The 15590-nt window shown below is 42.2% G+C and carries 14 protein-coding genes; 6 read left to right on the top strand and 8 right to left on the bottom strand.

Going from position 1 to position 15590, the window contains the following annotated elements:
* The first annotated feature begins 225 nt into the window (after positions 1-225).
* From V6C21_RS09465 to V6C21_RS09440, 6 genes are all read left to right on the top strand, one after another.
* On the top strand, positions 226-3690 hold the full coding sequence (locus V6C21_RS09465; RefSeq protein WP_479268896.1) for a cellulose binding domain-containing protein: 3465 nt from the start codon (positions 226-228) through the stop codon (positions 3688-3690).
* 195 nt (positions 3691-3885) lie between these two features.
* On the top strand, positions 3886-4212 hold the full coding sequence (locus V6C21_RS09460) for a hypothetical protein (RefSeq protein ID WP_479268895.1): 327 nt from the start codon (positions 3886-3888) through the stop codon (positions 4210-4212).
* A gap of 90 nt (positions 4213-4302) precedes the next feature.
* Complete coding sequence (locus tag V6C21_RS09455; protein ID WP_034844358.1) at positions 4303-4821, top strand: DUF5104 domain-containing protein; 519 nt, start codon at positions 4303-4305, stop codon at positions 4819-4821.
* Between the two features lie 112 nt (positions 4822-4933).
* Positions 4934-5173, top strand: a complete 240-nt coding sequence (locus V6C21_RS09450) for a hypothetical protein (protein WP_479268894.1) — start codon at positions 4934-4936, stop codon at positions 5171-5173.
* Positions 5125-5451 carry a hypothetical protein gene (locus tag V6C21_RS09445; protein ID WP_479268893.1) on the top strand — a complete coding sequence of 109 codons (327 nt, stop codon included), beginning with the start codon at positions 5125-5127 and terminating at the stop codon, positions 5449-5451. Before V6C21_RS09450 ends, V6C21_RS09445 begins: the two co-directional genes overlap by 49 nt.
* A complete protein-coding gene (locus V6C21_RS09440) occupies positions 5448-6062 on the top strand; it encodes a hypothetical protein (protein WP_479268892.1) in 615 nt (204 codons plus the stop codon). The genes V6C21_RS09445 and V6C21_RS09440 overlap by 4 nt, the downstream gene beginning before the upstream one ends.
* 238 nt (positions 6063-6300) lie before the next feature.
* On the opposite strand, the gene asnB is transcribed toward V6C21_RS09440, so the two are convergent.
* From asnB to V6C21_RS09400, 8 genes are all read right to left on the bottom strand, one after another.
* Positions 6301-8142, bottom strand: coding sequence for an asparagine synthase (glutamine-hydrolyzing) (gene asnB, locus V6C21_RS09435; RefSeq protein WP_479268891.1), 1842 nt, complete (start codon positions 8140-8142; stop codon positions 6301-6303).
* Positions 8143-8410: 268 nt separating this feature from the next.
* Entirely contained in the window at positions 8411-9547 is a 1137-nt protein-coding gene (locus V6C21_RS09430; RefSeq protein WP_479268890.1) for a Gfo/Idh/MocA family protein, read from the bottom strand.
* Between the two features lie 57 nt (positions 9548-9604).
* Complete coding sequence (gene rpe / locus V6C21_RS09425; protein ID WP_479268889.1) at positions 9605-10270, bottom strand: ribulose-phosphate 3-epimerase; 666 nt, start codon at positions 10268-10270, stop codon at positions 9605-9607.
* A gap of 51 nt (positions 10271-10321) precedes the next feature.
* Positions 10322-11167 carry a PHP domain-containing protein gene (locus V6C21_RS09420; RefSeq protein ID WP_479268888.1) on the bottom strand — a complete coding sequence of 282 codons (846 nt, stop codon included), beginning with the start codon at positions 11165-11167 and terminating at the stop codon, positions 10322-10324.
* Positions 11168-11195: 28 nt separating this feature from the next.
* On the bottom strand, positions 11196-12668 hold the full coding sequence (locus tag V6C21_RS09415; protein WP_479268887.1) for a rhamnulokinase: 1473 nt from the start codon (positions 12666-12668) through the stop codon (positions 11196-11198).
* Positions 12669-12706: 38 nt separating this feature from the next.
* The gene (locus V6C21_RS09410) at positions 12707-13492 is read right to left on the bottom strand and encodes a DeoR/GlpR family DNA-binding transcription regulator (protein ID WP_479268886.1); all 786 of its coding nucleotides are present in this window, start codon (positions 13490-13492) and stop codon (positions 12707-12709) included.
* 172 nt (positions 13493-13664) lie between these two features.
* A complete protein-coding gene (locus tag V6C21_RS09405) occupies positions 13665-14270 on the bottom strand; it encodes a class II aldolase/adducin family protein (protein WP_479268885.1) in 606 nt (201 codons plus the stop codon).
* A gap of 90 nt (positions 14271-14360) precedes the next feature.
* Positions 14361-15296: a 1-phosphofructokinase family hexose kinase gene (locus tag V6C21_RS09400; RefSeq protein WP_479268884.1), complete on the bottom strand. Its 936-nt coding sequence runs from the start codon at positions 15294-15296 to the stop codon at positions 14361-14363.
* Positions 15297-15590 lie beyond the last annotated feature (294 nt).

Here is a 15590-nt window from a genome sequence, read left to right as displayed (position 1 = left end):
CCATATAGTTTATGGAAGGAAGCTTTTTTAGCCTTTAAAAGTCCAGCAAATGGCAAGATACGCCCTTTTGATTTTTGATATTTTTGTACATTTATTGACAATTTATAATTAATATTATACAATTTTGTTGATAATATTTTCAAATGTTATACAGTGTTGACTGTATAAGGAATTGCACGGTGTTTGGTTATAAGACATTTTAATGAGTGAGTTGGTGAATAAAAGGTGAAAAGGAATATTATCAAATTTTCAAACAGAGTTTTAAGGAGATTGATTGCTTTATTTCTCACAATTGTGATAGTGTTCTCTGCTTATGGTCAAAAAGCAGCGGCTGCAACATCAAACACTACCAGCAGTGAACATATCAGTGAATATGTTGGGGATGGTTACAAAGTAACTTTTCAAGTAACCAGCAGTTGGTCCGGAGCGTACAACGCGTCTATTACAATTACAAACACAGGGAAAACAACTATAGAAGACTGGTGTATTGAGTTTCCACTTCAACAAAAAATTCAAAACATATGGAATGCAATCATATTAAAGCACGAAAATAATTTGTATACGATTAAAAATGATGGCAACACTCGGGATATACCGGTTGGCAAATCGATTAGCTTTGGGTTTCAATGCAAAGGAGAGTTCACAACATTTCCTGACAAATACACCATGTTGGGTGAAACGGCCATAGTTTCTACCCAAAATTATGACGTATCATTTAAAGTAATGTCTGACTGGGGAACTGGATTTATCGGTCAAATCACGATTACAAACAAAACGGATAAAGCGATTGAAGGCTGGACACTCAGCTTTGATGCTAATTATAATATTGATAACATCTGGAATGCATATATACTTTCGCATGAAGGAACACATTACGTACTACATAATGCGGGGTACAACGCAATAATAGAACCTCACCAAAGTGTCACAATTGGCTTTCAGGTAAATCGAGGCTCCTCATCCGATCAAATTCAGAATTCGTCTCTAACTCAGATCGTTTTCGATAAAAAAGATGTTAGCATAACAATTGACAACAGTAATTTTGAATATTCAGAGAAAAATCATTTTTATGTCGTTTCAAATCAATTAATCAAGATTTCAGGTACCCTGCAGAACGCAGATACAGTAGATACTTTAGAGTATAAAATCACGTCAATCACTGGCCGCGTTATATCACATGGGCAAATTAGTGTGGCTGAAGCGTGGTCTTTTGCCGGCTTTAATCTTATGTACGGCACAAATACCGTAACAATAACTGCAACAGACCGTCAAGGCAATAAAACCGTTAAGTCTGAACAGTTGTATAATACTAACATCAAAAACATGGGCAATTTAATTGATGACACAAATACCACAACGGATCTGCTGGCACAAGACAGTGACAATGACAATCTCTGCGATTTTGTAGAAGGAGTAATCGGAACAGATCCTTTTAAAGAAGATAGCGACGGAAATGGGAAAAATGACGATGTAGATGACGCAGACGGTGATGGCGTTTCTAATAAAGCAGAAATAGAATATTATACCAATCCTATCACTAAAGATACTGACGAAGATGGGCTCCTTGACGGAGAAGAATTATATAAATATCAAACAGACCCATGTAAAAGTGATACCGATGGAGACGGAGCATCTGATAAGTGGGAGATTGAGCATAATTATGACCCACTTGTAAAAAACAATTCTTTTTCTGCATCAACGTCAATAACGGTAAATGATAAGATTGAAAATGTATCCGTACGCATCGAGGGAAGCGATGGAAGTGCAGCGGAATCTCTGAAGATTTCAACTGTTAATAATATACTCTTCAACCAATCTGTGCCTGGATATATCGGAGACTGTACGGAGTTTTATGCAAACGGCACTTTTGAAAGTGCAACAGTATCTTATACGCTTGATGAAAGCTTATTTAATGACAGCAGTTTTGTTCCGACATTATATTACTTTAATGAGTCAACTCAGCTTCTGGAAGAGGTACCGGATCAAGAATTAACCGGAAACGTTGTCAGTGCTACACTCCCCCATTTTTCCAAGTACATTTTGCTTAACAAAACTGAGTTCGATAATTCCTGGAATTATGATCTCCTCTATGATGAGGATGGCGAAGATAATTTTAAGGGAATAGATGTAGTATTTGCCATTGATTCCTCTGGCAGCATGTCCTACAATGACAGTAATAATGTTCGTAAAACTGTTACAAAGAATTTCTTTGACCATTTTACAAATGATGATCGAGCTGCTATCGTGGATTTCGACAATTGGGCATATGTGGTAACTCCGTTTACATCTGATAAGAGTACGCTTGAAAAAGCGGTCGACAAGATTGATAGTTATGGCGGAACTAATCTGTCCAGTGCAATATCTGCTGGGATCGACCTATTTACATCGTCAAGTTATAAAAATGACGGACATGCAAAGTATATCATTTTTCTGACTGATGGTGAAGGCGATTACAGTAATATATACACAGAAGAGGCTCAAAGAGAAGGAATTACTATTTTTACCGTCGGATTAGGCGATGAAGTATCTGTTGATTTACTGAAAGACATCGCGACCGGTACTGGCGGACAATATTATCATGCAGATGAAGCTGATAAATTATATGGCATATTCGATACCATAGCTGATAAGACTGACTTATACAAGGATTCAGATAATGACGGCCTTCGTGATTATTATGAAAAAGAGATGAACAATGGAAACCTCCGCTTGGGTACCGGAGTTAAACTGACAGGCTTGAACTATTTGAATGCTGATTCTGATGATGATAATCTCCTAGACGGGGAAGAGATTCAAGTGCTCAAGGTAGGAGAAAGGGTCTATGTATATATGAAGTCAAATCCTGCATCTGCCGATACAGATGGGGACGGTTTGCTCGACGGTTCTGCAAAAATAATTAATAATAAAAAAGTGGCTCCAAAGGATCCAGATCCGTTGTATCCTAATGGCCCTATAGGCATATGGCAGGCGCAATTCGAGCGCGAAGAAAGCGGTAATATACCAACCAAATACGGAGATTATGCTCCTATAAAGTTAGACTTGTCCATTTTTACTACACTTGGTGCAAGGATACTGTGGTTTAAATATGATGATCACAAGGAGGCATTGCATTCCCAGGTCTCTACATGGCAGTCAATTGGTGGATATAATGATTTCTATGACCGAGCATTTCAAATCGGGACATTGGGTGATATGGATAAAGTCAAATTCCCATACACAGATAGTGCAAGCGGGAAACAATATATAATATGGGCATGGAAAGGCAATTATCTTAATTTGGGAAGTGGAGCGGAAATAGGATTATATCAGAATCCTCACAAGTTGCCAATTGTCAACATAATACAATGGGATGTATCGTCTATTAGATTGCCGATGACATTAAATCTATATAATTACTACGGCAGTGACGATATAGAAAACATCTTCTCTTGGGCGCCAGAAGAGGCTCAGTGGTGGATCACAGGCTTTAATCCCGATTATATGTTTCCAGATCATAGGATTATGGTATCATTGGGATCCATCGACTTCGCTGGTTATCCGGAACTTTATAATGGACTTAAAAAATCATTGGAGGAGCCAAATAGCGAAAACAAAGATTTTATGATTTTTGATGAGGACGGGCATACGGTATGGTTTATATGGTGGAATAATTATATTTATAATTCAGGTTACAAGGAACACATGGATTAATGAAAAAGCATACTTATATATTTTTAGGATTATTAATCATCGCTGCGGCGATATCTTTGAGCGGTTGTGCTCGTTTCGTCAATGGAATAGAACTAACTCTGGCTGAAAAGTCATTTTCTGAAAAAGCTGATCAACACAATAGGGATGTTCTGTTCTAAATTGCCTTCGCAAACACGATGCAAATTCATTAAAAATATGTTCTCTAAAAAAACGCGGTCAACAGAGGATCTTGACGCGCAAATAAACGCCGCATTTGACTTTATTGACGGCAATATTGAAGTAACCGATAAAACTAAATTTAACAGCTATGGCATGCAAAGCAGCACTGAACATGGAAAATTCGTATTATATGTAATTTCCCCAACCGTTACTGGCATACAAACAGACAAAGGGAGAACCTATGATATCGTGACTTGTGAAAACCTTGTCAATAAATATCATCCAAACTATGTAGGGATAATGGAAATTGATATATTAGCTGATGATGGCAGCAAATGTGCAATTGGAAAATTCTTAAAGTGATTAAGCATTTAATATCTTACATCTATATTATTCAAGCTGAGGCAAATGATAACGGTCTAAGTCAAATTCAAGAGTCAGGAGATATGTTGAATGAAGAGGCATACTTATATATTTTTAGGATTATTAATCATCGCTGCGGCGATATCTTTTAGCGGTTGTGCTGGTTTCGTCAATGGAATAAAACTCACTCTGGCTGAAAAATCATTTTCTGAAAAAGCTGAGCAACACAATAGGGATGTGCTAAATTACCTGAGCAAACACGATGCAAAATCATTGAAAAATATGTTCTGTCAAGAAATTCGGTCGACAGAGGATCTTGACGCGCAGATAAAAGCCGCATTTGACTTTATTGACGGCAATATTAAAGTAACCGAGAAAACTGAATTTAACAGCTTTGGCATGAACAGTAGCATCGAAAACGGGAAATTCTTATATTATGCCTCTATGCCAAGCATCATCGGAATACAAACAGACAAAGGGAAAACCTACAATATTGGATTTTGTGAGTATTTTGCCAATAAAGAGCATCCAAGTTATGTAGGGATAGTGGTACTTAACATTACCACAGACGATGGCCGCAAATGTGTAGTTGGAAGATCCTTGAAATGATGCTTTGATATTTTAAACATCTATATTATCCCTCGCTGCAGCAAATAATGACGGCCTTTGTGACTATCATGTTATATAAAGTCAAATTTAAGCGTCAGGAGATATGCGATTAATGAAAAAGCGTATTTATATACTGTTAGGTTTAATCATCATCGCTGTGGCGGTATCTTTGAATGGTTGTGCTCGTCTCGTCAATGGAATAGAACTCACTCTGGCTGAAAAATCATTTTCTGAAAAAGCAGACCAACATAATAGAGATGTGCTAAATTGCCTTCGCAAACACGATGCAAATTCATTAAAAAAATGTTCTCTAAAAAAACGCGGTCAACAGAGGATCTTGACGCGCAAATAAAGGCTGCATTCGACTTTTTCGACGGCAATATTGAAGTAACCGATAAAACTAAATTTAACAGCTATGGCATGCAAAGCAGCACTGAACATGGAAAATTCGTATTATATGTAATTTCCCCAACCATTACTGGCATACAGACAGACAAAGGGCGAACCTATGATATCGTGACTTGTGAATACCTTGTCAATAAATATCATCCAAACTATGTAGGGATAATGGAAATTGATATATTTGCTGATGATGGCAGCAAATGTGCAATTGGAAAATTCTTAAAGTGATTAAGCATTTAATATCTTACATCTATATTATTCAAGCTGAGGCAAATGATGACGATCTAAGTCAAATTCAAGCGTCAGGAGATATGCGATTAATGAAAAAGCGTATTTATATACTGTTAGGTTTAATTATCATCGCTGTGGCGGTATCTTTGAATGGTTGTGCTCGTCTCGTCAATGGAATAGAACTCACTCTGGCTGAAAAATCATTTTCTGAAAAAGCAGACCAACATAATAAAGATGTGCTAAATTGCCTTCGCAAACACGATACAAAATCATTAAAAAAAATGTTCTGTCGAGAAATACGGTTGACAGAGGATCTTGACGCGCAGATAAAGGCCGCATTCGACTTTATTGACGGCAATATTGAAGTAACCGATAAAACCGAATTTAACAGCTATGGCATGCAAAGCAGCACTGAACATGGAAAATTCGTATTATATGAAATTTCCCCAACCATTACTGGCATACAGACAGACAAAGGAAAAACCTACACTATTGGATATTGTGAGTACTTTATCTATAAAGATCACCCAAGTTATTTAGGGATAATGGAAATTGACATAACAGCAGGCGACGGCCGCAAGTGTGTAATTGGAAAATCCTTGAGATGATACCTCATAATTGTTACATGTTTAAAATAGGCATGCCACCCAAAATCTAAAGGAAATCTTTACATTATGCGCACTGCGGTTACATTCTTTTCATAACTGCGGCAAAGGCCCCTTTCGGCTCGGTCTGCGGATCCTGTTTAGAAACGATTTGACCTTGTTTTCTCAACGTTTTAAATAACAGCAAAAATGCCGGAAACCTATGACAAGGTTTCCGGCATCTATTATTTTACCCAAGTATTTATATCTCCAGTTTCACCTTATATTCTTTCAACCAAATATTTATTTGTATCAAGTACGCCATCATCTGCGGGCCGGTCATTAGCTGCCCGAACCACGGGGCTTTATATGCTTCCCCGCGGGTGTCGACTATTTCCCTTACTTTGTCTTTGTCTATAAGGTTGAGCAGCGGGGCATTTTTGTCTTTTAATATCGAGTCCATTTCGGCACAGACAAGGTCGGTATATTCCGGATGATGTGTCTTTGGGTATGGGCTTTTTTTGCGCCATATAATTTCATCGGGCAGTATGCCTATCAAAGCTTTGCGCAGGAGCCCTTTTTCCCGCCCGCCCGCTAATTTTATCTTTGCTGGAATATTAAACGAGTACTGTACCAGCCGCTTGTCGGCAAACGGCACGCGCACCTCAAGGCTGTTTGACATGGACATGCGGTCTTTGCGGTTTAAAAGGTTCACCATAAACCATTTTATGTTCAGATAGAACAGTTCCCTCATGCGGTAATCAAGCGGGTCTTCCTGCTCCGGGTGCGGAACTCGTGACAATGTGTCACGATAATAGGAGCGTGCGACTTCCTCGAGTTTTAAATCGCCCAGATTTTTTGACAGAATCTCCTGCCGTTTTCCGACATACAAAGACCACGGGAATGTGTCCGCATACATCATTGACGGATTGGTATACCATGGATACCCGCCAAAGACCTCGTCGGCGCACTCTCCGGAAAGTGCGACGACAAAACCTTTCCTGATCTGCTCGCAAAACAGAAGCAAGGATGAGTCGATGTCGGCCATGCCCGGAAGGTCTCTTGCTATCGTCGCACCGTACAGAGCGTCAACCTGCTGCTTTTGAGACAGAATAACCGTCTTGTGGTTGCTGCCTATAAACTCCGCCATTTTCAGTGCCCAGGACTGGTCCGACGTCGGCTGGAACAGGGATACCTTAAAGTATTTGTCGTTGTCCTCGAAGTCAATCGAGTATGTGGTGAGTGTTTCTCCCCTCTTTTTAAACTCCGCCGCTGCAACAGCGGAAATTGCCGATGAATCAAGCCCGCCGGACAGAAAACAGCAAAGCGGGACATCGCCGACAAGCTGCCGTCTGACTGCGTCGACAAATAGTTCTCGGAGGTGTTCCACCGCCTCTTCTTCAGTTTCTTTGAACTCCTCGACATAAGGTTTCCAGTATTCGCGCATCTTAAAAGTATCCCGCGTAACCGTCGCACAATAAGCAGGAGGCAATTCTTTAATCTGTTTGAAAATCCCGCTGCCCGGAGGGGTGGCCGGCCCTATTGCAAAAATCTCCGCTATGCCATCCCTGTCGACAACTGGCTCTATATATGGGTGCGCAAGGAGCGTTTTTATCTCTGAGCCAAAAATCAGCGAACTGCCGCGCCGCGAAAAGAACAGCGGCTTTACACCGAGCGGGTCCCGCGCCAGAAATACACTTTCTCTTGACTTATCATATACGGCAAAGGCGAAAATGCCATTGAGGCGCTCGACACAGCTTTCTCCCCAGCAGATATAGGAGGTCAGAAGAACCTCGGTGTCTGAATAGGAGTCAAATTCGTACCCCTCTTTAAGAAGTTCCTGCCGCAGGTCTTCTGTATTATAAAGTTCGCCGTTATAAACGATTATGTATTCATTGCCGCCGATTTCCTTTTTCATCGGCTGTTTTCCGCCCTCCGGATCAACAACAATCAGACGGCGGTGACCTAACAGAACATGCCTCGACATGTATTTTCCTTCACTGTCGGGGCCTCTTAATTTGAGCGTTTCAATCATTGCATCGATGATGTTATCTTTTTCAGATAAATCTTTTTCAAAATCAATCCAGCCAGCAATTCCGCACATAAGCACACCTTCTTCACCGTCAGCTTATGCTTTTGCAGACTAGTATGTTAAAAAGCGGACAAAACCCAAAACTTGCTGTCATAACCACAAAACAATAATAGGAGCGCAGCTAATTTAAGCTGCGCTCCTATTAATCAATATTTTCAAATGGGCCGCTCGGCATTTATTTGACATACGGAAAGGGTACTATTATCAACAACTTGAGGGGATAAAAACAAGCCTATGGAAGATTATGAACAGTAATTTAAAGCGGCCCTTAAAACATATATCAGATTTTAACCCACTGCTGTTTCTGGTTGCTTTCAAAGATCCTGTCGCAGAGAATCATCTCGTGCAGGCCGTCCTCGAAAGTAGCATAATCCTTCTTAGCATTCGGGTTTTCTATGCTGTTATAAACCTGAGTGAAGCACTGCTTAAATGCATCTGCAAAGCCTTCCAGATGTCCGAAGGGATAACCGACTATCGGAATGGTATCCGGATGAACTGTTGCGAATCCCTTTTCGAATACCTGATTGTAGCTGTCGCGGTTTCCGACTAACAGGCAGTTGCACTTCTCGCTGTTCCATTCAGCGGACTTCTTATAGCCGCCGACGACAAGGTCGATGGCAACAGATTTACCGGCAATTACCTGTGAGAAGAAGGCGCTGCCCTTCGCACCGTTGGAGAAGCGGAACATTACGCTTGCGTTATCCTCGGTGTTAATCGGGATATCCTCGTAATCGTCGGGATTGAATTTCTCAGTTGAGAACGCGAGAACATTCTTCTTCGGTTTTTTCCTTGTCTTGTGTATTGTAGAGAAGTCTGCGCAGACCTCAGTAATCTTCAGGCCGGTCACGTATTCAGCCAGGTCCATCCAGTGGGAACCGATATCTGCGATTACGCGGGTTGCACCCGACTCTGATGTGTTCAGTCTCCAGCTGTAATCTGTCTCAAACAGCAGCCAGTCCTGCATGTAGGAACCGCTGATTGAGAAGATGTCTCCGAGTTCTCCGTCAGCAATGATGTTCTTCAGGTGGTGTGTCATGGGATAGAAACGGTTGTGGAAGTTAATTGCGGCAACAAGACCTGTCTCTTTCGCTTTCTTTACCAATGCTTCTGCCTGCTCGATTGTAGTTGTCATCGGCTTCTCGCAGATAACATTTACGCCATGCTCCAGAGCATACATTGCAATTTCAAAGTGTGTATTGTTCGGCGTACAGATATGAACGACATCCAGATTCATGGTATCGATCATTTCTTTGTAGTCGGTAAAGTATTTTGGGATGTTAAGTTTCTTGGCGCTTTCTTCTGCGCTGAATTTGTCTGTAAGGGCTACGACTTCAACATTGCCCAGCCTGCGAACGGTTTCTACGTGTATCTGTCCAACAAAGCCTGTCCCGACAATTCCTGTTCTGAAAACTTTCATACTACACACCTTCCAAGAATAGTTTTATTACTGTTGACCCTTAAATTTACTGAAAAATCAGGCAATGCTCTGCCTGTATTTCGTGACCGCATTGCAAAAACTTATTTCCTTTGTGAAAACACCGGATGAGCCGGATACAAAGATATTTGCGCCTGCAGCTTTCATTTTCTCGGCATTTTCAAAGCTGACGTTTCCGTCAACTTCAATCTCAACCTCGGGGTAGCCCTTTTCATTCAGATAATTCCTGCAGTCCCTTATCTTTTCAATGGCCTGGGGAATCAGCTTTTGACCGGCAAAACCGGGATTGACGGTCATTATCAAAACCATGTCGATATCGGGCAGCACATATTCAAGTGTCTGCACCGGCGTCGCTGGATTGAGCGCAACCGCCGCCTTGGCGCCGTATTTCTTAATCTGACTGAGCACCCGCTGCAGGTGGACTGTCGATTCAGCATGGACCGAGATATACTCTCCCGGGCGCGGATGAAACATATCTATATAGTTTTCTGGTTTATTGACCATAAAGTGAATATCAAGCGGTATCTTTGTCTCTTTTCGCAATGCTTTGCAAAAATCAGGACCAAATGTCAGATTGGGAACAAAACTGCCGTCCATTATGTCCACATGTATCAAATCTATCGACGCGTTCTCCATATCCTTGACTACGCGGGAAAAATGAAGGAGATCGCCGCACATAATGGATGCAGATATCTTATTCTTCATAGATTTCATCCCCTTCAGCAGCAGACAATGAAATTGGCTCTGTGCCGTTCATCAAGAACGGGCACGGCTTGCTTCTCCCGCCATCATCCGCAGCCGTTCTATACAAAGAGGAGGGCAGGTAAATGATCCGAGCGGATACGGTGTCTTTGAGTACAGGCCGTGGAAATCAGTGCCTCCTGTCAGGACAAGCCCATAACGGTCGGCAATCCGCATAATCTCCACCTTATCCCCTTCCGAATTCCTCGGATGGTTATATTCTGCGCCCTGTACACTGCCTTCGCAGGCTAATTCCTCAAGAAGCTCCAGTGAGTGGAACTGTCCGGGATGTGCGATGACAGCAATTCCTCCGGATTCATGAATTGCATTAAGTGCTTCTCTCACGTCCGGATACTTGCTCGGCACATAGCAGGAACCCTTTTTTGAAAGGAGCTCGTCCATCAGCGGCCCTATAGGCGTATTTGTATAACCCAAATCGGCAAGCGCCTGCATTATATGTGATTCGTAAATCGACTTGCTTCTGCTGCTGTAACGCTTAATATGCTCCGTTGCGACCGGGTAGAGCTCCTGAACCTTTTTTATCATCGCCCGCTTTTGTGCTGCGCGGTTCTCCAGCGTCTTATTCAGCAGTTTTTCAAGCGGTTCCGGGTTTACCGGCATGTAGCAGAGCAGATGTACCGGCCTGTCGCGCTTTGTATCCCTTGTGGTCATTTCAACACCCGGGATCACCTCAAGTCCTTTGCCTTCGGCAAGTTTTACAGCCAGTCTTGCCCCTGCCAATGTGTCATGGTCAGTAATCGCGATGGCATCGAGGTTCATCTTTTTCGCGTAGAAAACTATATCCTCAACGCTCATTGAACCGTCTGAAAACGTACTGTGTATATGCAAATCAGCGATCATTATTTTGCCGCCTCCACGAATAAATGCGCTAATTCAAATGGAATAACTTCTTGAACATCTCGTACTTTTCATCCCAAAGACTGCTTTTTTCAGGGAGGTATTCCTGCGCTGTAAATGAAGCCCTAAGCAAATCCAGACCTTCCTCAATAGTCTTTATCTCTCCGGCGGCAATAAGCTGAACCAGAATGTTGCCATATGATGTCGCCTCCGCGGGACCCGCAAGAACAGGCTTTCCGCAGATATTAGCGGTCAGCTGGCACATCAGCTTATCTTTTGAACCTCCGCCGATGATATTGATGCGTGAAAGCGCTTTCCCAGTCAAATGCTCCAATATTTCAATAGACCAGCGGTACTTCATCGCCAGGCTCTCATAGACGCAGCGGACAATCTCGCCGACGGTCTGGGGAGCACTGTCGTAATAACGACAGCAGAAGTTTTGCACTTTCTCCGGCATGTCCCCCGGTTCAAAGAACATCGGGTCGTCCACGTCGATGAGGTATGCAAACGGCCGGCTTTCTCCTGCCAGTTTTTCCATTTCGGCAAAGCTGTAGTCCTGCCCTTTTTCACGGTAATATGCCCGGATTTCCTGAAGAATCCACGTTCCCATTACATTGCGCAGGATACGGTGATGTCCGGGATATCCGCCTTCGTTTGCAACATTATACTTCATGCCGTATTCGTTGATTATCGGCTTGTCAGTCTGAATTCCGACAAGGGCCCATGTTCCGCTGCTGATAATAGCCGACTCTTTTCCGCCGATGGAAGCTAAGAATGCAGACGCGGTATCGTGTTCGCATACGGATACCACATTAAAGCCCTTTGTACCCAAAAGCGCGTTTACCTGTTCCGTCGTTCTTCCCGCAACAGTACCCGGCTGCACAAGGGTGCCGAACATTGTGTCTGAAAGCCCAAACGTGTCCAGAATCTCTTTGTTCCAGTAATTGTCCTTAAAGCTGAACATCTGGCTTACAGAGGATATGGTATATTCCGAAACCGGTTTCTTAGTTAAAAAATAAGTAAGAAGATCAGGAATAAACAACATCTTATAGGCGTTTTTCGTGACATAATCTAGACCCGCCTCATGCATTGCGCCAAGCTGCATCAACGTATTAAAATTCGCGCACTGGTTACCTGTGAGCTGATACAGCTTTTCAGGGGACATCTTTGCATAAATCTGCTTTTTATAGCGCTCAGTACGCTTATCCCGGTAGCTGCGCACAGGAGAAAGCAGATCGCCGTCTTTGCTGATAAAGGAGAAATCATTGGAGAAACTGTCGATGCCAAAAGACGTGATTGAATCACCGGTCTTCTTAATCGCAATTTTGAGCCCTTTTACCATATTATTGTATATATTAACAATGTCCCAATATAACCCGTCGCCGATTGGGCATGGGCTGTGCTCAAAGCGATGGATAGTTTCGAGTTCGATTGACTTTACGTCATACTTTCCCAATACGACTTTAGCGCCGCTGCCGCCCAAATCGAAAGCTACCATATTCATGGGGAAAAACTCCTTGTTCAACGCCGCCCAGCAGTCTGTTAAGGGGCGACGACTAAATTTACATTGGATCTGTCCAAGAAATCAAGTTTTGACATGTCCACGCCACTGTCGGTAATCAAATGCTGGACATCGGACATTTTGCAAAGAAAGATCTGACTGCTCTTCTCAAACTTTGTGTGGTCAACCAGCATAAACACTTCGTGCACGCGGTCAATCATCATGCGCTTTGTATCAATCTCATAGATGCTGGAATCGGCAAGCATATTCTGCCTGCTGATACCCGCGCAAGACAAAAATGCTTTATTGGGATAATAAATCTCCGCGCTCTTCAGACAACTGCTTCCATATAAAGACAGGTTAGCTGAATTAAAAATGCCTCCAAGGCAGATCATCACATGATTGGGATTGGGAGACGCTGAATACTCTACGAGTACTTTGATTGAGTTTGTAATAATAGTAACATGGAGTTCCGGGGCAATGTATTTGGGTAAATACATTGTCGTTGAGCTGTTATCTATAAAAATAGTATCGCCGTCTTCGATAAATGCAGCGGCACGCTTACAGATACTATTCTTTTCACTAAAACGCTGAATACCGCGGATTGCTATAGGGTATTCTTCGGGAGAAGACGCCGTATCACTCATTTTATTGAGCACTGCCCCACCATGGGTACGCTTAATAAGGCCGTCTTTCTCCATTTCCCTAAGATCACGGCGTATTGTTTCCTTTGATGTGCCGAATTTCTGCGCGAGAAAACTCACATCAACACTTCCGGAAGCTTCCAGAATGCTCACAATCTCCGATTTTCTTTCGATGCTATACACTGTAAACCCATCCTATTATTTTAGTCAGTAATTTTAATTACTTTACTAAATATTTATATTACCAATTAATCAAGCGCTAGTCAATATTTTTGTTGGTTTACTTTTGTTTATGAATGTATACATCCCAATACATAGCAATACACACACAAAATTACAGAATCACACAAATATGTCAGATCAAGTTCTTGACAATAGTGCAATACGCATCTGTCTCAATACGCTCGAGCATACTGTAAGCCATGTAAATATCCGGACCAGAAACAACAACGCCGTGGAGCGGAAGTATTACGCCGATCGGTTTCTTCTCGGCAAGCTCACGGTGCTCTTCAAAATAGTTGTAAACATTATGCGCAAGCTCAGGAGAATATGCCTTTGTATATTCGATGCATCCTACATGTCCGCGGCCCATCGTCGCTTCTGTTACGTTCGGGATTTCCTTGCCTTGCGCAACAAAGGGCATGCAGTAGAAGGGATGTGCATGAATGGTGCAGCCGATTTCCTTGAAGTTCTTTAAGATGAGAACATGCATAAGGCCTTCACGTGATAGTTTGCCTTCTCCTTCAAGGATATTCATATCATAGTCGATCAAGAGGATATCCTCTGGGCGAAGTTCACAGTGACGTCTCTCTGACATCAGTGAGGGCGTAATCAGAATGCGATTGTCATCAACCCTAACGGCAAAGTTTCCTCCTGCCGCATTGGTTAATCTGCGCTCCCACATAAGCTTTGCAACAGTACACATTTCTTTTCTTATTTCTATGTAAGATAAGTTACTCATAATAATCTCCATTCACCGCGAAAGAATATTTTTATAGGCAAAACCATTTTCACGGATTTGGCTTCGCCTCACACGATAAAAACGTTTAAATTACCTGAGTTTTTCGACCTTTACGAGGTCAATCAGTTCCTCCGCCCTCTTCTTGTCGAAGCCGACAGAAAGTGAAGATTCGGCTGTCGCTGAAGATACGGCTGATGCAAGTTTCAAACTGTCGACAATGGACATATTCTTGCAGATGCCGTAAATCAATGACGCGAGGAAAGAGTCTCCACAGCCGACGGTGTTGAACACTGCAACATCCGGCGGAACCGCCCTGTAGATTTCGTTGCCGGCCTTAACTACCGAACCATATTTTCCGAGTGAAACAGCGATAATCTCGATGTGATATGGATCGAGGGAATCAATTGCCGAGATTACATCGTCGATATCGCTTGTAACCGTTCTTCCGCACAGGGCTGACAGTTCGTCCCGATTAGGCTTTATAAGGTACGGAGAACAGTTAATGCACTGTTTCAGCGTTTCGCCGTTTGTATCAAGGAAAACTTTCAGGTGCTTATCTTTTAACGCATCTAAAATCCTGTTATACACAGACGGCGGGCAGTTCGACGCATCGCCCGACAGCACCAGGAAATCTCCTTCGTCTATATTGCTTCTCATTACTGAGATGATTTCATTTATGTCTTCATCCGATAATTGAACGCCTTTTTCCGCTACAACCGTGCAGTCGTGGGTTTCAGTTTCTACTAATAAATAGTTAGTTCTGCTGTTCGCCTGATCCCTTTCGACAAAAGCAACGTCCAAATCTTCACTATTTAAGTATTCTATAATCTTCTTGCCGGTTTCTCCGTGTGTAATTCCGAATAGCCGGCTGTTCAGTCCCAACAGTTTCAGGTTGATGGAAACATGCGTCCCTTTCCCCCCGATAGTTTCCGTTGTATCCTTGATCCGGCTGGTTACGTTCTTTTCGAGTTTATCTATATAAAGAACTCTATCTATAGCCGGATTCAATGTCAGCGTATTTATCAAAAATATCTCTCCTTCCTCAAAACAACAAACGTACAGACACAATGTTATTACTATTTGTGTTTTTATTTCCGTTTGTGTGTTTTTGTTTCTGAATAAATGATAACATCTAATCGATCGGAAAGCAAGTTAAATTGTGTTTTTTCGACAAAATTCGTTATTATGCACAACTTTTATTCAAAATTTATGTCTATTTATACAGTTTTGTGCTTTTGCTATTGCGTTCCTGTGTGGACAATGATATAATCGTCTTAAATTCAAACGCAATCAAAAACAAGTGGAAAACATAAACTCACA

This window comes from [Clostridium] cellulosi (genome assembly GCF_036762875.1).
Taxonomy (GTDB): Bacteria; Bacillota; Clostridia; order Oscillospirales; family Ethanoligenentaceae; genus Ruminiclostridium_D; species Ruminiclostridium_D cellulosi.
The sequence above is the reverse complement of the archived record's forward strand: the minus strand, read 5'-3'. Positions and strand labels throughout refer to the sequence as shown.